We start from the raw sequence: 19,601 nt of genomic DNA, 5'->3' as shown, positions 1-19,601 counted from the left end.
CTATAGACTATGGCTCCATGGCGTTGTTAATGCTTTGTCTGTATAAAGTTTGCCTGCGTGCAGCCAAAGTGGATTGTCAGCTTTTAGAGCAACATCAGCGCTATGGGTTACTACCAGCAAAGTGGTATTCATTTTACGGCACACGTCGAAAAGTATATCTGAAACCGCCTGGCTGGTGGCCTCATCTAGGTTACCAGTTGGCTCGTCTGCCAGTACCAGTGAAGGTTTGTGCACTAACGCTCTTGCAATAGCGCAGCGTTGCTGTTCGCCGCCGGAGAGCTGCGAGATAGGCTTTTTAGCAAGCTGCAGTATATTTAATTGCTGCATAAGTTCAGTCTGATAGTGCTTGTTATAGTTTCCTTTTAGTCTTGCGGTAAACGCAATATTGTCCCACGCATTGAAGCAATCAAATAAGTTGTAACTTTGAAATACAATTCCCAGCTCGTTTTTTCGAAATTCGTCTACGTATTTACTTTGTAGCGACGCGCTTTTGTTGTTATCAATTTCATGGGCAGGGTCTTTTACAGGCCGTAAACAGTAATCGTTGATAGTAATGTTGCCCGAGGTTGGACTATCAAAGCCGGCAATAAGCGAAAGCAGCGTAGATTTACCGCAGCCAGACGCCCCCTGAATGGTCACAGATTGCCCACTTTCAACAACCAGATCTAGCGCAGAAAGAATAGGGGTACTAACGGTATCGTAGGTTTTAGATAATTTTTCAATTTTTAGCATATGGAGAATGCGCCGCCCGTGCATTTGAGGTCAAACGATATTTAATAAAAAAGCATAGAGGCAAAGCACTGGTGCAGCGCTTTTCAGCCCGCCTCATTTCGAAAGCTTATACGCTTAGATGGTGCTTATGGTGCAATGCTTATTCGCTTTTAAAGAGGTGACTTGAGATGAGGGATAACTTGAGATGAGGGATAGAAGTAACGTTCAAGCCACGGCAAAAGAAATGCCATGGCTTGTTTTAAAGATAGGGGGCCCGCCCTACTGATTAATTGTTACTGATTAATAAAGTTATCTAATTCTTCACCGGTAACTTTTTTTATCTGTGCAAACAGATACCACAAGGCTGCAATTAACAACACCATGCTGGGAATCACAATAACTGGGTAACTAAGTGCAGTCATTCTACCTAGCTCTTCCGTGTAGGCTGTAGTGCCAGGTTCGCTAACCAAAATCATTTTTGCGAGAATATAGTTAAGTGCCGAAGACAAAAAGAAAGAGCTGGCAACAATGTAGGAACTTACTGCCACTTTTTTACTAAATTCAACCTGCTTGCCTTTGGCATCAAGCACCTCGTTTAAGTGCGGCCAATTTATTATTTGGTCGTTAAGAATAAGCATCTTTACCAGCGGTTTTTCACTGTATTGCGTTACTAATACCGCAATGCCTATTACTGCAGGTATCGCTGCTTCTTTTATGGCAATGTATTCTGCTGGAAGTTTTAAAAGGCTGAAACCACCGGTAAGCAATACGCTGATTATCCCTAAGATCGAAAAGCCGTTTACCTTACCCGACTGCTTTAAATCGTAAAGTCCATATCCAATAGGAAAGCTCAGCGCGGCAACAATACTCCATGCCGGTCCTAAATAATCTTCAGAGCTTGCGTAGCTCATCAGTACGACAGGGATAATAATGTTGAAGGCTAGGTTGCCAAAGAACCCCTGATTTTTTTGTGAAGGTTGTTGTACTGCTGACATATTAATCTATAACGTCTAATTTCATGCTTTGATTATACGGAAACTTATTTGCGTGCCCAGTGCCATGCGGCAAATAACCCGCCTAGAAAGCCAAATAAATGATATTCAAAAGAAATAAATTTTGAAGTAGGCAACACGCCTACCAACATTCCACCGTAAAGCGCCGCTACCACAAGAGAAATTAACAAGTATCTAATTTTATTACTGCGAAACCCTGCCAGTACTAAAAAGCCGAAATACCCATATACCATGCCGCTAGCGCCTATGTGAGTTGCACTTCTGCCAAACACCCACACGCCTAACCCGCCTATAAGCAGCGCGCAAAGGGTAGCAATAATAAAGGTGCGTTTACCCCATTGCATAGTAAGCCACATAAACAGCATAAGGGGTAAAAGGTTGGCCATTAAATGTGTGGGCGTGCCGTGCAGAAACGGCGCTGTAAAAATAAAAGGCAAGTGCCCAAGAGAACGGGGAACAACACCAAATGCATTGAGTGAATTGCCCGTAAGAAGGTTTGCTACTTCAATAAGAATTAACAGCGCACCTAGTGTGAGAATAATACGAATCTGCATAGACAGAGACTTCATAGTGAATCCTTTTTATTTATCGTTGCCACGTACCTTTTTACAATTTTTAGCGTGTCTTGCTTGCTTAATGAATCTAGAGTTAGGTAAGCAATACTCAAGCTATGATGCTAAAACGGTGATAACGCTATAAAATAATGTGCGGCAAATAGCGAGATAGGTCTTGGGTAATCGACGATGTATCTTCTCTTACTGAAATACCCGCGGGCATGTCGTCCACCAACCAGCTGCCAATTAACGTATAGTTTTCCCCAAAAGTTGGCAAGGGCTCAAAGGCTTGAATAATAAACCCCTCTTCGCCGTAGGGGCCACTGCTAAGCTCGCTCTCTTTACCGTCTTGGATAATAGAAACATTTGCGCCTTCTCGTGAGTAAAGAGGCTTTTTAATCCATTTACCCTGAGCGGTGGATTTATGGGCTTCATCGCCAAAGTAGGCAGGCAGTAAGTTAGGATGACCTTCGAACATTTTCCACAGCATGGGCAAAAGAGCTTTGTTAGAGAGAACCGATTTCCACGGTGGCTCTAACCAATTTACGTCGGCGTCGCTTAATGCGTCACCAAATTCCTCTCGCAACATGAATTCCCAAGGATAAAGTTTAAAACAGTCGGTAATAGGAGAGTCGTTTAGGTCGGTAAATACGCCGGTGTCAGCAATGCCAATATCTTCAATAAAAACAAAGTCTGTCAGCAACCCAGCTTCAGCGGCGCAATCTTGCAAATATTGTACAGTGCCGCGATCTTCGTCGGTATCTTGGCAGCAAGCCATATGCATTTGCTGGATGTTATAATGCTTGGTAATTTCACGGAACCGGTGAACTAGTTTCTCTTGTAGGCTGTTAAACTGATCAGCATGCCTTGGCAGCTTCCCGCCATTCACGTTTTGTTCAAGCCACAGCCATTGCCAAAAGCCCGATTCATACAAACTGGTAGGGGTGTCGGCGTTATTTTCCAGTAGTTTGGCCGGGCCAGAACCGTTGTAAACTAAATCTAAGCGAGAATATAAGCTAGGATCGGCATTAAACCAGCTAGAGCGAACCAGCTCCCAGTGTTGTTGAGGAATAGCAAAGCGTTGGAGTAGGGCTTCGCTATTTACCACTTCCTCTACAACAGCTAAGCACATTTGGTGAAGTTCGGCTGTAGGATCTTCTATGCCTTTTTCAATTTGATCAATAGAAAATTGATAGTAGGCGCTTTCATCCCAGTAGGGCTCACCGTACATGGTGTGGAAATTAAAGCCAAACTCAGAAGCAAGCTGCTGCCAGTCCTTCCTTGGCTGGCATGGCATTCTAAACATGCTAGCCGCCCCATCCGCCTTTGCGGCTGCTACTGCCCCACGATGATTTAGCGCGTACGCTACTTCCAAAGCCGCCTCTTTTCATTGTGCGGTTCACTGTTGGCTTAGGCTTAAGGGTTTCTTTTCTTACTCGATAGTTGCGTTTGCGAATATCACCGTCGAACACGTAACCGTCTGCCGTTATCCAGCGAGAGCGAAAAGGGGAGTTATAGGAGGATGAGGTATAAAGTGGCTGTGAGTAATACCGATTAGGTGAAAGTAGCGAACTCACCATATAACCAGCCATAAATGGCATAAAAAAACTGCCGCTATTGGTATTTACACTTCTGCACTGGTTGGGCCCGAATTCATACTCACAATCGTATTCTGAGTTGAATCGTGGGCTGGTGCGCATGGCCTCATCAACGGCTGTTTGATATGCAGCTTCACACTTTTCAAGTGCGTCTGGATAATCCTGCTTACAATCGTCTATGGAAGTATAAATTTTTGCTTCTTCACGCTCGGCACCGCATGCAGAAAGTAAAACACTGGCCACACCTAGGGTAAGTGGCTTCACACTAAACGCCTTACGCATGCGATTTAAGTTTATGTGTTTACTTCGCTTTGTTGTGGCCACGGGCTCAGGGTTTTCAGAAGGCTGAGCCGACGTGATTTGACTGTCGGCCTTAATCACATTACTGCGTTGTGTAAATTTTTTATCGATTGAGTCTGTCATTGCTGCCCCCTTAGTAGGTCATGCATGCCGCATTGAGTAGGCCTACAGCAATAGACATACTGGCTAGCATAATGCCTGCCGACACCTCGTTGTTGTTAATGCGCTCAGCGATTTTGGGCATAAAACTAAAACGCAAAATACCAAACGCCAACGACTGAGCAATAACTGCCACTATGGCCCATATGGCAAAATCTACTACCGCAACGGAGTTAGAAGCAGCGCTACCTAGCGCAATCGCAAAACCGATAATCGCGCCGCCATAACCTATTGCAGCTGCGGTATTTTTCTCTTCTTTTACCAACTTCCATTCGTCGTGAGGAGTAACTAATGCGTAAACAAGTTTAAAAATAAACAAGAACACAATAGAAAGGCCAAAGTACAATGCGAAATTGTCTAAGCCCGCGAGCGATTGCATGATTGTATCCATCATAATTCTGTTCCTATCCGTTAATCGTTAAATCTGCTGGTTCAATGTCAATGCCGGTTGAAATAACCAAGCATCTGTCTAAATTATTACCCACTTGTTTTTCCTCACCCACAACAAGCAGTGTCTCAACGCGATCGTTATCTATTGGGCGCTCGTAAAGCATCATAAACTGGTCTGTTTTACTAATGTCACCATCTTCTTCATAGGTGGTCTCTGTTACGGCAACGGGCGGCGACTCGTCGCCAATTGCTCCCCACACCCTTGTAAAAACAGCGCCGTCAATTTCATAGGTAGGCTGACTAATAATATCCGATAGGCATTTGTTCCACTGCGCATCGCTACCAATAGTTTGAGTGTCGTAAAAGTGCCATAATTTCACATCAGTAATGTGATTTTCACTCATGCCACCGTCGAGGATCACCTGCAAAAAAGCATCGTCGTCGGTGTAAAATCGTAAAATGGTACCGCCAGTATCAAGAGGCGCCTCGCCAACAGCCTGTATGAGGTGAGAGCGCGCGGCGCTTTCAATGGTTAGAGACGGTTCTAACAGAGTCATTTTCAGGTTGTCGAGTTCAAACGAACCGCCTAAATACAAGCCCATGACTTCTGGTGTTTTGGGCGCTTCGGGTTGTGTTTTTTTAAATAGTTTACCGAACATAGCAAGCCTCTTAATCTGCGTCTAATGTTAACCAGTCAATGGCATTAATGCGGCTAACTGCAATATAAAACAAGGTGTCTCCCGGGTTGAGTTTTTCATCAAGGGGAGGGTTGACCACCATATCTTTTACCTGCCCACCTGGGGCATAGCCAATAAATATTGCGTCGTGTTTGCGCTTTAAATTAATGAACAGCTTTGCCACCGAAATGGTTGGGCTTGAGGCCGGTATTTTTACTGAGAACTGAGCTTGACCCTCATCAACACTTAATAAGTCGTGATGCAGCATACTCGAGCCAGGGTCAAAAGCTGCTTTTGCTAACATTTCTACCGCTACGCTTGGCGTGCACTCAACCTTCGGACAATGATCTTGTAATAAGCCCACTAAGCTTTCGTCTTCGAAGTAAGCTACTTGATGGGCGCCTGGGTTGCGTCTAGAGCAGTACAGCGCCGTGGTCATGGTTACATCATCTTGCGGGTTATCAATCAAAATCGTGGCGGCTGATGCAACGCAGGCTCGGTCCATATCTTCGTCTTTATTGAAGGAGTCAACTTTGACGAACTCCACTATGCCTGGCATAGGGTTGCTAATATCAGCTTTAACGCAAAGCACAATGTCTGGCCGCGGCACCATGGCGTCGCGCTCTTGAAGCAGTAAGTTAAGCAATAGCATGGTGCGCTGCTCGTTCCAGCCAATGACCAATATATGATTTTCTACAGCTAAGTTAGTCATACCCAATAATCCTTTTCTCCATTGTTCAGACACCCAAGCAGCCATTCTGCCAATTACCATGGCAAAAATACTCAAGCCTAGTGGAATAACGTAAATGGCGACAATTAGTTTACCCGCTGAGGTTACGGGCGAAAGATCGCCATAACCTACGGTTGAGGCAGTAACGGCTAGCCAGTAAAGAAAATCGACATTGCCGATGAGTTCGTTTTCATTTGCAGCATACAGCAGCCAATAGCTGCTGACGGCATAAAATGCTGTAGCACCTAATATGGTGTACCAGCGAGATTCTGCAAAATATTGCAGCATGATTTTGCGCAGTTTTATCCATGGAGACATAAACGAAACAACCCCTGTTATGCGTGCTGCTACTGTGCCCTGAAGCCTTTGATTTGTCTAGGGGATGTTGAACGTTGCTTTAGATTGTCGCAGCGGTCTTTGTGCCGTCTAGACAAGGCGTGTGTTAAGAGTCACGCCCACTAAGTGCTTTTTACTAGCAAAAAAGGGGAGCTGCTAAGCTCCCCTTTGATTTGTTATTACTACTTACCTAAAATTCTAGCAAGCTCATCGTCGGCAGACGTTTTGCCGCCTTTAATGCCAGCTTCGGCAAGACGCTTTTCAAGGTCGCTGCTAGACTCTTCGCTTGCCAGCTCTTCTGCGGCCTGAAGTTCGGCATTGCGCAGTTTCTGTTTGTCCTGAATGCGAGACAAAGATTCCGTCGCTGTCTTCATTTTGCTGTTCGCGCCCATGTGTCTAGATGACACGGCCACTTGAGCCTTTTGCACGCTTTCTGTCGCTTTCACCATATCAACCTGCTGCTCTAAGCGACGAAGATTCGCTTTTGCTTGTTGAATATTGTGCGCCAGTTGTTTCTCCGACTGTTTGAACTGATCTAAGTAAGATTGCTCTTGCGCTCGCTCTTCACTCAACTCTGATACTTTTTGTGCACAATCTAGCGCTAACTGGCGATCGCTATCCACCGCTTTTCGCGCGTGTGCTTCGTATTCAGCAATAGATGCATTGAAGCTCTCTACCTTTTGTTGCGAAAGCTTACACTTAGCAAGAATTTGCGTGCGAGCGTGATCAGACTTGCGTAATTCCTCTTTTGCTTCTCTAATTTCTTGCTCCAGAATTCGAATAGCCTGGCTATCGGCAACAGACTGAGCGGCTTCGGTAGCGCCACCTTTCACAGCGGTAATTAATTTTTTCCACACTGACATATGCTTCTCCTTAAAAGAAAATTTTAGTTAAGGTGAATTTCGTAAGCATCTAAAAACGATGCGACATTCTGAAACAAGGTTTCAACTTCAATAATGATACTTTCGCTTTTTGACTGCGCACTTAATGCGCCAAAAGCGGTGTAGTATTCATCTCCACCTATTGTAGAAATGCCTACCGTGGTGAGTGGAAACACCATATGAGATGACAGAATTTCATGGTCAAGAGCGGCTTTGTCTTTAACTTCAGAAGCGGAAAATAATAGGCTTTCTACTATTATTTGTTCACCGCTTATTGCTAGCCAAGCGTCTATGCCGTCTTGATTTGCAATGAGTAAGCAGTTCTCTTCTCGTGTTACCACAAAGTCATCTACCTCTTTTAATAAGGTTTCGATGCTTTCCAGTTCCCAACTCATAGTGTTCTCCTTAAATGATTGAAGCGATAATGTCGTATGTGAATCAATGTCAGTTGACAGGTTAATACGCCTTTAGCAATTGCTACTGTAACCAGTATTTTTCACATACGCCAACATCTTGACTTGAAGTGTAGATCCTTTGTGCCATAATCGTCAATAACAAAAACACTTCATAAGTGTAAAAAAGTGTGTTTTTGTAAATAATGATTCACAAATGGGTGCAGTTTAGTGGTGTGGTTTAGTGGTGGAGGTGGTTTTGGAGAGCGAACTGAGTGCAAAAAATGCGTGGAGACAAACCGTGGCACGGGTTGTTAAATCAGAAATGTCAGTACGCGGTGTGAAGTATCAAGATTTGAGCCAGCGTCTTGCTGCCATTGGTATAGAGCAAAGCGCTGATAATTTAAGGAATAAAGTGAATAAGGGAATAATGGGAGCAGATTTACTGCTTCAAATACTTTTAGTGTTAAAAGCTAGGCCAATAGATGCCTCGGTTTTAGAAGAGATCCTGACTGACCTTAATGCTTACTGACCTTAGCGCGTAAGTTAGGTAAACTATGCAGCAAAGCAATGAACTAACAATATAAGCTAAAGAGCACGCTTGTTGAGAACGCGAGTAGTTCTCTCGGTGGTTCTCTCGGTAGATCACGCGGCAGATTTCGCAGTAGATAAAGACAGCAGATAAAAAAATACCCAGCAATGCTGGGTATCAAAAGGGAATAAAAAAGATAAAGAATTGTCAGGGAGAACGTCATCACTATCTGACAAGCATCTTAACCGATTAAGATTGATTGTGCTAATTTTGAGCAATGTTGTTAGGTATGTGATTTTATAATGAATTATCCAATCTTATACATTTTTAAATTCTAATAGAGTACGCCGTAACGTTATGAAACTTTCTGATTTTAGCTTTGAACTTCCCGAAAAACTAATAGCAAAATATCCTACTGAACAACGAGCTGCAAGTAGGCTTCTGCGCCTAGACGGTAAAACGGGAGATGTGGCGCACTCAATGTTTGCCGACATGATTGACCTTGTTGAACCCGGTGATCTGTTAGTTTTCAATAATACTCGTGTCATTCCTGCGCGCTTGCTGGGCAAAAAAGAAACGGGTGGACAGGTAGAGGTACTGATTGAGCGTATTACAGGTAACAATTGTGCCCTTGCTCATGTGAGAGCAAGTAAAGCGCCTAAGCCCGGTACTAAGCTGGTGCTAGAAGATAAAGTAAACGTGACGGTTACAGGTCGAGATGATGCGTTGTTTGTTCTGCAATTCGACCATGATGAAACTGTGCTTGAGTTACTCGAAGCTCACGGTCATATGCCGCTACCACCTTACATAGACAGGCCCGATGAAAGCTCAGATAAAGAGCGTTATCAAACGGTGTACAACGAGAAGCCGGGTGCTGTTGCAGCGCCAACAGCGGGTCTTCACTTCGACGATGAAATACTGAATGCACTGAAAGAAAAGGGCGTTAATTTGGTGTTTGTTACTTTGCATGTAGGTGCAGGTACTTTCCAACCCGTGCGTGTGGACGACATAACAGAACACAAAATGCACGCAGAGTATGCAGAGGTGCCTCAGGAAGTTGTAGATGCAGTGCTACAAACAAAAGCCGCCGGTAAAAGGGTTATTGCGGTAGGCACAACGTCGGTACGTTCACTAGAGTCTGCGGCAAAATTCAGCACCGAGCGCAAAGAAGATGATGTTATCGGGCCTTTCTACGACGACACCGAAATCTTTATATATCCTGGCTTTGAGTTTAAGGTGGTCGACGCCATGTTTACCAACTTTCACTTGCCAGAATCTACGCTCATGATGCTTATCAGCGCCTTTGCTTCCAAAGACCATGTTATGAAAGCCTATCAAGAGGCTATTGAGAAGGAATACAGGTTCTTTAGCTACGGTGATTCCATGTTTATAGAAAAAGGCGAATAGCGAAAAGTTCCTTCTTATTCGTTCACTTCAGTAGAAATATAGATACAAGGCATGATCTCATACAAATTGCTGGTATAATCTCGCGCAATTATTTTTATTGTCCAGCGCTCGGTCTGTAATAAGCGTCGAGCTATAACAAGCTTCAATATTATTAAGCGGTAGTAAGTGTAGATATTAAAGCTTTTATATCGGGCGCAGGTTTTTACCAAGCGCACTTTTTGTTGTTGCTAAAAGCAAAAATAGCAAGAACTAAAAAAATGTGAGCTAAGACGGGAAAGTTCTTACATGCAATTTGAGTTAGTAAAAACTGACGGTCGCGCCAGACGCGGTCGTCTTAAATTTGAGCGTGGTGTTGTTGAAACTCCCGCATTTATGCCAGTAGGTACTTACGGTACTGTAAAAGGCATGACGCCAGAAGAGTTAGAAGAAAGCGGCGCGCACATATGTTTGGGAAATACTTTTCACCTGATGTTACGCCCTGGTACCGGTATTATCCGTCAACACGGCGATCTTCATGATTTTATGAATTGGGACAGACCCATTCTTACCGACTCTGGCGGTTTTCAGGTATTCAGCTTAGGCGATCTGCGCAAAATTACCGAAGAAGGCGTTACGTTCCGTTCGCCAATCAACGGTGAAAAAATATTGCTTACGCCAGAAAAGTCTATGGAAGTTCAGGCAGACCTTGGTTCAGACATCGTCATGATTTTTGATGAATGTACGCCTTATCCTGCAACCGAGCAAGAAGCTCGTGTATCTATGGAAATGTCGTTGCGCTGGGCGAAGCGCAGTAAAGATGCTCACGGCGACAACCCTGCTGCTTTATTTGGCATTATCCAAGGCGGTATGTATGAAGGTCTTCGTGATGTGTCGCTTGCCGGGCTTGAGGCAATCGGCTTCGACGGATATGCCATCGGCGGTTTATCAGTAGGTGAGCCTAAAGAAGACATGATCCGCATTATCGACCATACAGCACCAAAAATACCTGAAGATAAGCCTCGTTACCTTATGGGTGTAGGTAAACCTGAAGATTTGGTGGAAGCAGTACGCCGCGGTATCGATATGTTCGACTGCGTTATGCCAACGCGAAATGCACGTAACGGACATTTGTTCGTAAGCGAAGGCGTTATTAAGATCCGCAACGCTAAACATCGCAACGATACATCACCATTAGACGAAAATTGTGACTGTTACACTTGTAAAAATTATTCTCGCTCTTATTTACATCACTTAGATAAGTGTAACGAGATATTAGGTGCGCGACTAAACACTATTCACAATTTGCGTCATTACCAGCGTGTTATGCAAGGCATGCGCGATGCTATTGAAGCAGGCACAATGGATGAATTCGTTCACACCTTCTATGAACAGAAAGGGTTGCCGGTACCGGCGCTTTAATGTTGAAAAACAAAGAAAATATTTAAATAACAACAATACTCGGGGAATTTTATGAGTCTATTTATCTCAAACGCATACGCGCAATCTGCTGGTGGTGCATCTCAAGGCGGTGGCATGGAAATGCTAATTATGTTGGCCGTTTTCGGTTTAATTTTTTACTTTCTTCTTTATCGCCCACAAGCTAAGCGCGTAAAAGAGCACAAAAACTTAGTAGCTTCACTAAGTAAAGGCGACGAAGTGCTTACGCAAGGTGGCCTAGTAGGAAAAATTACTAAGGTAGCCGACGATAAAGACTTTATTGAAGTAGCGCTTAACGAAGCAAGCAACATCGTTGTACAGAAATCTTCAGTGACTGCTGTATTGCCAAAAGGCACAATGAAGTCGCTGTAAGTAACAAACGTCGGCGCCAAGTTGTTGCTTGGCGTTGGCACGAAAGGATTATCCAGTGCTAAACAAAAATTCAATATGGAAAGTGTTAAGTGCGCTTATTGTGGTTGCAATGTGTGCACTTTACGCTCTTCCCAATATTTACGGCGAAGACCACGCCGTTCAAATTTCCGCAGGCCGCGACGCTGTTGTTACTCAATCAATGGTTGAGCAAGTTAAAACTGCGTTGGCTGAAAAGTCGATAACGCCAAAACGCATCGAATTCGAAAATGACCAAATTCTAGTTCGGGTTTCCGATTCAGATACACAGCTTATTGCTCGTGAAACGCTAGAGCGCCTCCTTGGTGACGATTATTTTGTTGCAATGAACCTCGCCCCAGACACGCCAGAATGGCTTGAAAGTCTGGGAGGCACGCCGATGAAGTTAGGTCTAGATCTTCGTGGTGGCGTTCACTTCCTCATGGAAGTTGATATGTCAGAGGTAATCACTAAATCCCTTGAAGATGCAGAAAGCGGATTTAGAACATCACTTCGTGGTGAAGAGATTCGCTACCGCGGTGTAAAACAAGTGGGCAACCATATCGACATTACCTTTCGCGATGAAGATGCGTTAGATAAAGCGAAGTTTTTCCTCCGTAATCAAAGCCGTGACCTTACGTTTGATGAAGTTGGTGAATTGACGTTGCGCGCAACGTTTGCTGAAAGCAAGCTGCAAGAAATTCGTGATAATGCAGTGAAGCAAAACATCACAATTATCCGCAACCGTGTAAACCAATTAGGAGTGGCCGAGCCGCTTGTTCAAAAGCAGGGTGCCGATCGTATTGTGGTTCAATTACCAGGTATTCAAGATACAGCGCGTGCAAAAGAGATTTTGAACGCTACGGCAACGCTTGAGTTTCGTATGTTGGATCAGAAAAACGATGTTCGCGATGCATTAAACGGTCGCGTGCCTCCGGGCTCTCAAATTATTGAAGACCAACAGGGCGTACCGCAGCTATTAGAAAAGCGCATCATGCTTACTGGTAGCCACATTATTGATGCAAACAGCGGTGTAGACGAATACGGCCTACCCAATGTAAACATCTCGCTAGATTCTGAAGGCGGAAACAAAATGTCGCGCTCTACTCGCGGCAACATCGGTAAGCCAATGGCAACTGTTTTCATTGAATATAAAGCCACGGGCGAGCGCAATAAAGAAGACAAGCTTATCTTTGAAAAAGAAGAACAAGTTATCTCTGTTGCCACCATCCGCGCTCAGCTTGGCAGTAAGTTCCAAATTACAGGTTTAGACTCGCCAAAAGAAGCCCGCGACCTTGCGTTACTTCTTCGTGCTGGTGCACTTATCGCGCCTATTCAAATTGTTGAAGAACGCACAGTGGGCCCAAGCTTAGGTAAAGAAAACATTGAACTTGGCACACAGGCCATTGTTTATGGTTTGCTAGCAGTACTTGCCTTTATGCTGGTGTATTACAAAGCCTTCGGTATTGTGGCTAACGTTGCGCTGGTGACTAACTTGGTCATGATTGTGGGCATTATGTCTATGATCCCAGGAGCAACATTAACCCTGCCTGGTATGGCTGGTATTGTACTTACCGTTGGTATGGCGGTAGATGCTAACGTGCTTATATTCGAGCGAATCCGAGAGGAACTGCGAGACGGTCGCAGCCCGCAGCAAGCTATACACCACGGGTACGACAGTGCATTTTCGACTATTTTAGATGCCAACATTACTACCTTCATTGCGGGGCTTATTTTGTTCGCAGTGGGTACAGGTCCAATTAAAGGGTTCTCTATTACGCTTATGATTGGTATTGCCACTTCTATGTTTACCGCTATTTTAGTTACGCGCGTTATTGTTAACGCTGTGTATGGTGGAAAACGTCTAGAGAAATTGGCGATTTAAGGAGCGTAACATGCAATTATTAAAACTATCCGAAACCGTTAATTTCATGCGCCTTCGCATTCCTGCGATGGTGCTATCAACTCTACTTATTTTAGGCTCTATCGTTTCATTAGGCGTTAACAGCTTAAATTGGGGCCTAGATTTCACCGGCGGTACGCTTATTGAAGTGGGTTATGAAGGCAGTGCGAATTTAGAATCTATTCGCGTTCAGCTAAATAACGCCGACTTTGAAGATGCGATTGTACAAAACTTTGGTAGCAGCCAAGACGTGCTAATTCGCATTGCGCCTCGCGAAGGTGTGAAAGCGGTCACTATTGGTAACCAAGTTATAGACGCATTGAGAGCAGACGGTACGGCAGTTGAAATGCGTCGTATCGAATTTGTTGGCCCAAATGTTGGTGAAGAGTTAACAGAGCAGGGCGGGTTAGCTATGCTAGTGGCGCTTATCTGTATATTGGTTTACGTAGCAATGCGCTTCGAATGGCGCTTCGCGCTGGGCTCAGTGTCTGCATTAGCCCACGATGTTATTTTAACGTTAGGCTTGTTTTCAGTACTGCAAATTGAGTTTGATTTGACGGTACTTGCTGCGGTACTTGCGGTTATCGGTTACTCACTCAACGATACTATTGTTGTGTCTGACCGTATTCGTGAAAACTTCCGCAAAATTCGTAAGGGCGAGCCCATTGATATCATCAATATCTCGCTGACTCAAACCTTAAACCGAACAATAATTACCTCACTAACCACAGTTTTAGTGTTGGTTGCTTTGTTCTATAAAGGTGGCGCCTTAATTCACGGTTTTGCTACGGCACTATTATTTGGTGTGGTAGTAGGTACTTACTCATCGGTTTACATTGCAAGCTCTGTTGCTTTAGCACTGGGTATTAGCAAAGAAGACTTAATGCCACCGCAGGTGGAGAAAGAGGGTGCTGACCAAGAGCCGCTGTAAAACGGTTTGGCTTAAATGAAAGTTGGTCCAATTACCAGAGAAAGACAGCGTAGCCTGATAGATTGAAGAATTTTTCTGGCTACGGTTATCAAGAATAAAAAAAAAGGTCGCTGTTTTCACAGCGACCTTTTTTTATTTGTTGCGTTTATGTCTTAAGTGATACTTAAGTAAGACACAGATAATAAGTAAGGTTTACTTAAGATGCTTAACCAGACCTTGAACTACCTTTCCGCTTCCAGCAACGATTTCGCCCTTGTGCAGTGGGTCGTTTCCGCCTTTAAAGTCGGTAACCAAACCGCCTGCTTCACGAACGATAAGCTCGCCCGCAGCGATATCCCAAGATTTAACACCGCGCTCGTAATAACCGTCGTGACGGCCAGCAGCAACGTATGCAAGGTCAAGTGCGGCACTGCCTGCACGACGCAAGTCGCCCACTTCATGGAAAATTTTATTGAGGCTAAGGGCATATTCGCCAAACTGTGATTTGTTTTTAAACGGCAGGCCAGTAGCAATGATGGTTTCGCTTAGGTCGCGAGGCTTAGATGCACGAATTCGGTAACCGTTTAGCTGAGCGCCTTGACCGCGGCTTGCAGTAAATAATTCACTTCGGATAGGATCGAATACAACGGCTTGCTCTAGACGGCCCTTATGAAGAAGCGCGATAGAAACAGCAAAGTGGGGAATGCCTTTCACGAAATTGGCGGTACCATCTAGCGGGTCGATTATCCACTGATAATCAGTGTCCGAACCTAATATCTCTCCTGACTCTTCACCTAAAAAGCAATGATTGGGAAATGACTGCTGAATTTTATAGATAACTGCTTGCTCTGCGTCTTTATCAACTTGAGTAACAAAGTCGTTAAGACCTTTCGACTCAGTTGCAATTTCATTATGTTTCTCAAAACCACGAACAATAACTGTTCCAGCAGCACGCGCAGCACGCACTGCAATATTCAGCATAGGATGCATAGATAAACCACCAATTGTAAAAGACCAATGAAATGAAGAGCTGTATAAAAAATAGCTCACCATTTGCGAAAACGCGCGGAGTTTAACAGAATAGGCATATGATGCAAATGAATTTGCCTCAACTGACTTGATCTTAAACCATTCGCTTTGTCCAAATATCGCCATCTATACCGCCGCTATGCTACACTTCACGGCAATAACGACGTTCCTACGCTCCGTGCTTTTGTAATAACAACTGCGCATAACTGTGTGTGCAATTGCTCTTTTATCATGAAAAGCTTCTAAGCCTAACAAAAGCAAAATAAGGTATAGCGTAAAGAGCGTTAATCACATTTAGTCAGTACGTAGGTATCGTAAGCATGCTTGAGAATATTCGCATCATTTTGGTCAACACTTCACACACAGGAAACATAGGCTCCACGGCACGCGCTATGAAAACCATGGGGCTAAGTAGCCTGTATTTGGTTGACCCTGTTAATGAGCCCGATGGCCAAGCAAGCGCGCTAGCTGCAGGTGCCGGTGATGTGCTGGCTAACGCGAAAATAGTAGGCACGTTAGAAGAAGCTGTGAAAGATTGTGGTTTAGTTGTAGGTACCTCTGCACGCTCTCGCACGCATTCATGGCCTATGTTAGGCCCGCGTGACTGTGGTGAAAAGTTGATTCAGGAGGTGAGTAAGTATCCTGTAGCATTAGTTTTTGGCCGTGAAAACAGCGGGTTAACTAACGAAGAGTTGCAGCAGTGTCATTTTCACATGTGTATTCCGGCTAATCCAGAGTACAGCTCGCTGAACTTAGCTGCAGCGGTGCAAACCCTGTGTTATGAAATCCGCATGGCTTATTTGAATAGAGAAACTTTTCCGGAATTTCAGGAAGAGTACCCTTTGAACGAAGACTTAGAGCGTTTTTACGTGCATTTAGAATCTACGTTGGAGAAAACCTCTTTTATACGCAAAAGCCACCCTGGTGTGGTTATGACCAAGTTACGTCGTTTGTTTAATCGCTCACGTCCTGAATCTCAAGAGCTTAACATTTTGCGCGGAATTTTAGCGTCCATTGAAAAGTCGGTTCAAACAAGTGAACAAGATCCTAATCGTGAGCCCTCGCAAATATTAGCAGACGACGCTGCTGCTAAAACGATAAGTCAGGATGATAATTAGCCAGAAAAGCAATTGGTCAGAATAGCAATCAGTCAGAAAAGCAAAGAGTAAAGCATGTTCAGCCGAATAAAAGATGACATTCAAGGCGTATTTCATCGCGACCCCGCAGCTCGCAATACGTTCGAGGTATTAACTAATTACCCCGGTTTACATGCAGTGTGGCTGCATAGAATTAGTCATAAACTATGGAATGCACAGTGGAAATGGCTAGCTCGAACGCTGTCTACATTTAGTCGTTGGCTTACGGGTATTGAAATACATCCGGGCGCCACGCTCGGTCGTCGCGTTTTTATCGACCATGGCATGGGTGTGGTTATTGGTGAAACAGCAGAAATTGGTGACGATGTTACGCTTTATCACGGAGTAACGCTTGGGGGGACAAGCTGGAAAGCCGGAAAGCGCCACCCAACCCTCAAAAACGGTGCAGTAGTGGGGGCCGGTGCAAAGGTTCTTGGACCAATCACTATTGGCGAAAACGGCAAAGTGGGTTCTAACTCTGTGGTAGTAAAAGATATTCCCGATGGCGCAACCGCGGTGGGTATTCCAGGGCGGATAATTGTTTCCAAGCAAAAAGATGCCAGCGCCTCAATGAACCCTCAGCGAGATAAAATTGCGCAAAAATACGGTTTCGATGCCTATGCTGTAGCGCAAGATAATCCTGACCCTGTTGCAAATGCCATGGGTATTATGCTCGAGCATATGCATCAAATGGACACAAAAGTAGAAGAGATGTGTAAGGTTATTCAATCTCTAGGTGGCGATGTGTGCACAGAAAATCTTCATAACATTAGCGCGGAGGATTTTGCTGATACAGGAATAGAGTTTTCAGAATCGAAAACGAAAGATGGTGAGCATGCGTCTTTTGACCCTGCAATCTAGGGCGTGCTCTTAATCTTTTTAACACCGACTCAATAAACTAAGCTAACCGCAGTTGGTTTACAGTGCCAATAAAAATAGCCAGTGATGCATCGATAACATCGTCAATGCTGGCTTCGTATTGGCTGTTTACCCATACCATTGCACTGTTGATTAAACTGCCTGTTAGCGCCGCGCCAATAAACTGCATTTGAGTGTCTGAAAGCTGCTTTTTGTCGGACACAGGTGAGGTTAAGTAAGACATCATTAATGCGGCAAAGTCGGCGGAGCAACGACTATAAAGTCTATCTACGCGCTCACTCACCCCTAATACTTCAGCATGAGTTATTCTGGCAAACTTTGGATCTGCCATAGATGTAAAAAAACAATTCAGGCCCGGGCGTATACGCTGCGATGGCTCGCTGTACTTGCTTGCTCTTTCAAGCTCTTCCTCTAGTCGAAGACGGAAATCATCCATAAGCTTTTCATAACAGGCTACCAATAAATCTTCTAAGTTAGTGAAGGACTCGTAAAAGTAGCGGTTTGTTAACTCGGTCTGTGCGGTCAACATGCGCATAGTGGTTGACTGAAAACCGACAGTACCAAAAAGTGAAATCCCCGCTTCGATAAAACGCTGTCGGCGCAGCGCAATGCGTTCGGACATTGAAATGCCAGAATATGTGCGTTCTGTGGCTGCTTCACAAGAGATAGATGTATTTTTCATAGCTGACATATTATGCATTGACGACCTCGTTACAACAACATACATTAAAGTGATAACGTTTGTTATCACTTCTTGAGGCGAGCATGCAAAACACAGTGCCAATTTTAGATGTATTGATTGTCGGAGCCGGTATTTCAGGTATCGGTTGCGCTTACCACGTGCAAAATAAGTGTCCGGATTTGACTTACTCCATCATAGAAGCTCGTGCAGACCTTGGTGGAACCTGGGACTTGTTTAAGTACCCTGGTATTCGTTCTGACTCAGACTTGTTCACTTTTGGGTACGACTTCAAGCCGTGGAAAGAGAAAAAGGCAATTGCCGATGGAAGCTCAATAAAAGCTTACGTTGAGCAAACCGCCGACGAAAATGGCATCAGAGAAAACATACGTTTTTTAACGCGCGTTGTGGACTTAGATTGGCACAGTAATAAGCAGTATTGGCTGGTAACGCTGCGTTCAGAAGAAACGGGGCATACCGAGCAGGTAGCCGCTCGATGGGTATTTAATGCGTCAGGTTACTATCGATATGACAAGGGGTATGCGCCTGAATTTAGGGGGCAGTCGAATTTTTCGGGCGACATTATACATCCTCAGCATTGGCCTGAAGATCTGGATTATGAAGGTAAGCGTGTGGTTGTAATTGGCAGCGGTGCCACTGCTGTTACTTTAGTGCCGTCGCTAGCGAAAAGCGCTGCTCATGTGACTATGTTACAGAGAACACCTTCGTATATCTTACCCGTTCCAACTCAAGATCCTGTCGCAAAGTATTTGAGGCCTCTATTTGGTGATGATTTAGCTTTTAAGGCTGCTCGACGCTTTAATATAGCAAAGCAGCGTTGGGTATACGCGTTTTGTCAGCGCTTTCCCAATCGAGCTCGAAAAATTATACGCAATTTAAACGTGAAAATGCTTCCAGAAGGATATCCTGTTGATAAGCATTTTAATCCACCCTACAACCCATGGGAGCAAAGGCTTTGTGCAGTGCCTGGCGGCGACCTTTTTTATGCGATATCAGAGGGTGCGGCGTCGGTTGTCACCGACAACATCAACAATTTCACCCACACAGGTATTCAGCTTGAATCTGGCGACCATATCGATGCAGATTTGATTATCACTGCAACGGGTCTAAATTTGCGTCCCCTAGGTGGCCTAATTCCAAAAATAGATGGAAAGGTGGTTTCGCTTCCTCAATGCGTTACCTACAAAGGAATGTTGCTAAGCGGAGTGCCAAACTTTGCTATCGCCGTGGGATATACATCATCATCGTGGACCCTCAAAATAGGGCTATTGTGCGAGCACTTCACACGACTATCAAATCATATGAAACAGCACGATTATCTGCAATGCACACCTATTGCAGACCAGAATATGGAAACACAACCGTTGCTTAATTTTGGCGCCGGATATATCCAACGTTCAATAGATAAGCTGCCGCGCCAGGGTGTCAGTTTCCCTTGGTCTATGTCGTGGAATTATGCTGAAGATGTAAAGATTTTTCGTAAAGGTAGGGTAGACGACCCGGCGTTAAAGTTTGAGAAAAGCGTTGAGTTAGAAGGCACGGTGAGAGAAGAAGAGTGAAA

General features: G+C 44.5%; 21 protein-coding genes. 9 read left to right on the top strand and 12 right to left on the bottom strand.

Going from position 1 to position 19,601, the window contains the following annotated elements; genetic code table 11:
- The 10 genes from CW735_RS13600 to CW735_RS13555 all read right to left on the bottom strand — a co-directional run bounded on the left by CW735_RS13600 (position 1) and on the right by CW735_RS13555 (position 7,744).
- Positions 1 to 732 carry an ABC transporter ATP-binding protein gene (locus CW735_RS13600; protein ID WP_100972628.1) on the bottom strand — a complete coding sequence of 244 codons (732 nt, stop codon included), beginning with the start codon at positions 730 to 732 and terminating at the stop codon, positions 1 to 3.
- Between the two features lie 272 nt (positions 733 to 1,004).
- Complete coding sequence (locus CW735_RS13595; protein WP_100972626.1) at positions 1,005 to 1,706, bottom strand: VC0807 family protein; 702 nt, start codon at positions 1,704 to 1,706, stop codon at positions 1,005 to 1,007.
- 44 nt (positions 1,707 to 1,750) lie between these two features.
- Positions 1,751 to 2,293 carry a rhomboid family intramembrane serine protease gene (locus tag CW735_RS13590; protein WP_100972624.1) on the bottom strand — a complete coding sequence of 181 codons (543 nt, stop codon included), beginning with the start codon at positions 2,291 to 2,293 and terminating at the stop codon, positions 1,751 to 1,753.
- A gap of 124 nt (positions 2,294 to 2,417) precedes the next feature.
- Positions 2,418 to 3,584, bottom strand: a complete 1,167-nt coding sequence (locus CW735_RS13585; RefSeq protein ID WP_100972622.1) for a glutathionylspermidine synthase family protein — start codon at positions 3,582 to 3,584, stop codon at positions 2,418 to 2,420.
- A 1-nt stretch (position 3,585) separates the two neighbouring features.
- The gene (locus CW735_RS13580; protein WP_071981315.1) at positions 3,586 to 4,158 is read right to left on the bottom strand and encodes a DUF1190 family protein; all 573 of its coding nucleotides are present in this window, start codon (positions 4,156 to 4,158) and stop codon (positions 3,586 to 3,588) included.
- Positions 4,159 to 4,309: 151 nt separating this feature from the next.
- Positions 4,310 to 4,726 carry a DUF350 domain-containing protein gene (locus tag CW735_RS13575; protein ID WP_071981314.1) on the bottom strand — a complete coding sequence of 139 codons (417 nt, stop codon included), beginning with the start codon at positions 4,724 to 4,726 and terminating at the stop codon, positions 4,310 to 4,312.
- A gap of 13 nt (positions 4,727 to 4,739) precedes the next feature.
- Complete coding sequence (locus CW735_RS13570; RefSeq protein ID WP_100972618.1) at positions 4,740 to 5,384, bottom strand: YjfK family protein; 645 nt, start codon at positions 5,382 to 5,384, stop codon at positions 4,740 to 4,742.
- A 10-nt stretch (positions 5,385 to 5,394) separates the two neighbouring features.
- Positions 5,395 to 6,450 carry a potassium channel protein gene (locus CW735_RS13565; protein ID WP_198520972.1) on the bottom strand — a complete coding sequence of 352 codons (1,056 nt, stop codon included), beginning with the start codon at positions 6,448 to 6,450 and terminating at the stop codon, positions 5,395 to 5,397.
- A 200-nt stretch (positions 6,451 to 6,650) separates the two neighbouring features.
- Entirely contained in the window at positions 6,651 to 7,331 is a 681-nt protein-coding gene (locus tag CW735_RS13560; RefSeq protein WP_071980180.1) for a PspA/IM30 family protein, read from the bottom strand.
- Positions 7,332 to 7,354: 23 nt separating this feature from the next.
- Positions 7,355 to 7,744, bottom strand: coding sequence for a DUF2170 family protein (locus tag CW735_RS13555; RefSeq protein ID WP_071980179.1), 390 nt, complete (start codon positions 7,742 to 7,744; stop codon positions 7,355 to 7,357).
- A gap of 322 nt (positions 7,745 to 8,066) precedes the next feature.
- Between CW735_RS13555 and CW735_RS13550 the strand changes: the two genes are divergently transcribed.
- The 6 genes from CW735_RS13550 to secF all read left to right on the top strand — a co-directional run bounded on the left by CW735_RS13550 (position 8,067) and on the right by secF (position 14,317).
- A complete protein-coding gene (locus CW735_RS13550) occupies positions 8,067 to 8,273 on the top strand; it encodes a DUF6471 domain-containing protein (protein WP_232230647.1) in 207 nt (68 codons plus the stop codon).
- A gap of 357 nt (positions 8,274 to 8,630) precedes the next feature.
- Positions 8,631 to 9,680 (top strand): tRNA preQ1(34) S-adenosylmethionine ribosyltransferase-isomerase QueA, encoded by a 1,050-nt coding sequence (gene queA / locus CW735_RS13545; protein WP_100972616.1) that lies wholly within the window; start codon positions 8,631 to 8,633, stop codon positions 9,678 to 9,680.
- A 285-nt stretch (positions 9,681 to 9,965) separates the two neighbouring features.
- On the top strand, positions 9,966 to 11,078 hold the full coding sequence (tgt, locus tag CW735_RS13540) for a tRNA guanosine(34) transglycosylase Tgt (RefSeq protein WP_071980177.1): 1,113 nt from the start codon (positions 9,966 to 9,968) through the stop codon (positions 11,076 to 11,078).
- Between the two features lie 51 nt (positions 11,079 to 11,129).
- Positions 11,130 to 11,468, top strand: coding sequence for a preprotein translocase subunit YajC (gene yajC / locus CW735_RS13535; RefSeq protein ID WP_071980176.1), 339 nt, complete (start codon positions 11,130 to 11,132; stop codon positions 11,466 to 11,468).
- Between the two features lie 55 nt (positions 11,469 to 11,523).
- Positions 11,524 to 13,368 (top strand): protein translocase subunit SecD, encoded by a 1,845-nt coding sequence (gene secD, locus CW735_RS13530; RefSeq protein ID WP_071980175.1) that lies wholly within the window; start codon positions 11,524 to 11,526, stop codon positions 13,366 to 13,368.
- Positions 13,369 to 13,378: 10 nt separating this feature from the next.
- On the top strand, positions 13,379 to 14,317 hold the full coding sequence (gene secF / locus CW735_RS13525) for a protein translocase subunit SecF (protein WP_100972614.1): 939 nt from the start codon (positions 13,379 to 13,381) through the stop codon (positions 14,315 to 14,317).
- A 192-nt stretch (positions 14,318 to 14,509) separates the two neighbouring features.
- On the opposite strand, the gene suhB is transcribed toward secF, so the two are convergent.
- Complete coding sequence (gene suhB, locus CW735_RS13520; protein WP_100973267.1) at positions 14,510 to 15,286, bottom strand: inositol-1-monophosphatase; 777 nt, start codon at positions 15,284 to 15,286, stop codon at positions 14,510 to 14,512.
- Positions 15,287 to 15,645: 359 nt separating this feature from the next.
- Here suhB and trmJ point away from each other — a divergent pair, with 359 nt between their 5' ends.
- Together trmJ and cysE are read left to right on the top strand one after the other, a co-directional pair.
- Positions 15,646 to 16,443: a tRNA (cytosine(32)/uridine(32)-2'-O)-methyltransferase TrmJ gene (gene trmJ / locus CW735_RS13515; protein ID WP_100972612.1), complete on the top strand. Its 798-nt coding sequence runs from the start codon at positions 15,646 to 15,648 to the stop codon at positions 16,441 to 16,443.
- Positions 16,444 to 16,497: 54 nt separating this feature from the next.
- A complete protein-coding gene (gene cysE, locus CW735_RS13510) occupies positions 16,498 to 17,322 on the top strand; it encodes a serine O-acetyltransferase (protein ID WP_071980171.1) in 825 nt (274 codons plus the stop codon).
- Positions 17,323 to 17,359: 37 nt separating this feature from the next.
- Here cysE and CW735_RS13505 read toward each other — a convergent pair whose 3' ends face one another.
- Positions 17,360 to 18,040, bottom strand: a complete 681-nt coding sequence (locus CW735_RS13505; RefSeq protein ID WP_071980170.1) for a TetR/AcrR family transcriptional regulator — start codon at positions 18,038 to 18,040, stop codon at positions 17,360 to 17,362.
- 65 nt (positions 18,041 to 18,105) lie between these two features.
- Here CW735_RS13505 and CW735_RS13500 point away from each other — a divergent pair, with 65 nt between their 5' ends.
- The gene (locus tag CW735_RS13500; RefSeq protein ID WP_100972610.1) at positions 18,106 to 19,599 is read left to right on the top strand and encodes a flavin-containing monooxygenase; all 1,494 of its coding nucleotides are present in this window, start codon (positions 18,106 to 18,108) and stop codon (positions 19,597 to 19,599) included.
- The last annotated feature ends 2 nt before the right edge of the window (positions 19,600 to 19,601 follow it).

Origin of the sequence: Alteromonas sp. MB-3u-76, from assembly GCF_002831605.1 — a bacterium.
GTDB classification, from domain to species: Bacteria; Pseudomonadota; Gammaproteobacteria; order Enterobacterales; family Alteromonadaceae; genus Alteromonas; species Alteromonas hispanica.
The sequence above is the reverse complement of the archived record's forward strand: the minus strand, read 5'-3'. Positions and strand labels throughout refer to the sequence as shown.

What these genes read in the sequence shown, in the direction of transcription:
- CW735_RS13600 (WP_100972628.1), bottom strand. Translation starts at nt 732, where the DNA reads ATGCTAAAAATTGAAAAATTATCTAAAACCTACGATACCGTTAGTACC.
- CW735_RS13595 (WP_100972626.1), bottom strand. Translation starts at nt 1,706, where the DNA reads ATGTCAGCAGTACAACAACCTTCACAAAAAAATCAGGGGTTCTTTGGC.
- CW735_RS13590 (WP_100972624.1), bottom strand. Translation starts at nt 2,293, where the DNA reads ATGAAGTCTCTGTCTATGCAGATTCGTATTATTCTCACACTAGGTGCG.
- CW735_RS13585 (WP_100972622.1), bottom strand. Translation starts at nt 3,584, where the DNA reads ATGTTTAGAATGCCATGCCAGCCAAGGAAGGACTGGCAGCAGCTTGCT.
- CW735_RS13580 (WP_071981315.1), bottom strand. Translation starts at nt 4,158, where the DNA reads ATGCGTAAGGCGTTTAGTGTGAAGCCACTTACCCTAGGTGTGGCCAGT.
- CW735_RS13575 (WP_071981314.1), bottom strand. Translation starts at nt 4,726, where the DNA reads ATGGATACAATCATGCAATCGCTCGCGGGCTTAGACAATTTCGCATTG.
- CW735_RS13570 (WP_100972618.1), bottom strand. Translation starts at nt 5,384, where the DNA reads ATGTTCGGTAAACTATTTAAAAAAACACAACCCGAAGCGCCCAAAACA.
- CW735_RS13565 (WP_198520972.1), bottom strand. Translation starts at nt 6,450, where the DNA reads ATGTCTCCATGGATAAAACTGCGCAAAATCATGCTGCAATATTTTGCA.
- CW735_RS13560 (WP_071980180.1), bottom strand. Translation starts at nt 7,331, where the DNA reads ATGTCAGTGTGGAAAAAATTAATTACCGCTGTGAAAGGTGGCGCTACC.
- CW735_RS13555 (WP_071980179.1), bottom strand. Translation starts at nt 7,744, where the DNA reads ATGAGTTGGGAACTGGAAAGCATCGAAACCTTATTAAAAGAGGTAGAT.
- CW735_RS13550 (WP_232230647.1), top strand. Translation starts at nt 8,067, where the DNA reads ATGTCAGTACGCGGTGTGAAGTATCAAGATTTGAGCCAGCGTCTTGCT.
- queA (WP_100972616.1), top strand. Translation starts at nt 8,631, where the DNA reads ATGAAACTTTCTGATTTTAGCTTTGAACTTCCCGAAAAACTAATAGCA.
- tgt (WP_071980177.1), top strand. Translation starts at nt 9,966, where the DNA reads ATGCAATTTGAGTTAGTAAAAACTGACGGTCGCGCCAGACGCGGTCGT.
- yajC (WP_071980176.1), top strand. Translation starts at nt 11,130, where the DNA reads ATGAGTCTATTTATCTCAAACGCATACGCGCAATCTGCTGGTGGTGCA.
- secF (WP_100972614.1), top strand. Translation starts at nt 13,379, where the DNA reads ATGCAATTATTAAAACTATCCGAAACCGTTAATTTCATGCGCCTTCGC.
- suhB (WP_100973267.1), bottom strand. Translation starts at nt 15,286, where the DNA reads ATGCATCCTATGCTGAATATTGCAGTGCGTGCTGCGCGTGCTGCTGGA.
- trmJ (WP_100972612.1), top strand. Translation starts at nt 15,646, where the DNA reads ATGCTTGAGAATATTCGCATCATTTTGGTCAACACTTCACACACAGGA.
- cysE (WP_071980171.1), top strand. Translation starts at nt 16,498, where the DNA reads ATGTTCAGCCGAATAAAAGATGACATTCAAGGCGTATTTCATCGCGAC.
- CW735_RS13505 (WP_071980170.1), bottom strand. Translation starts at nt 18,040, where the DNA reads ATGCATAATATGTCAGCTATGAAAAATACATCTATCTCTTGTGAAGCA.
- CW735_RS13500 (WP_100972610.1), top strand. Translation starts at nt 18,106, where the DNA reads ATGCAAAACACAGTGCCAATTTTAGATGTATTGATTGTCGGAGCCGGT.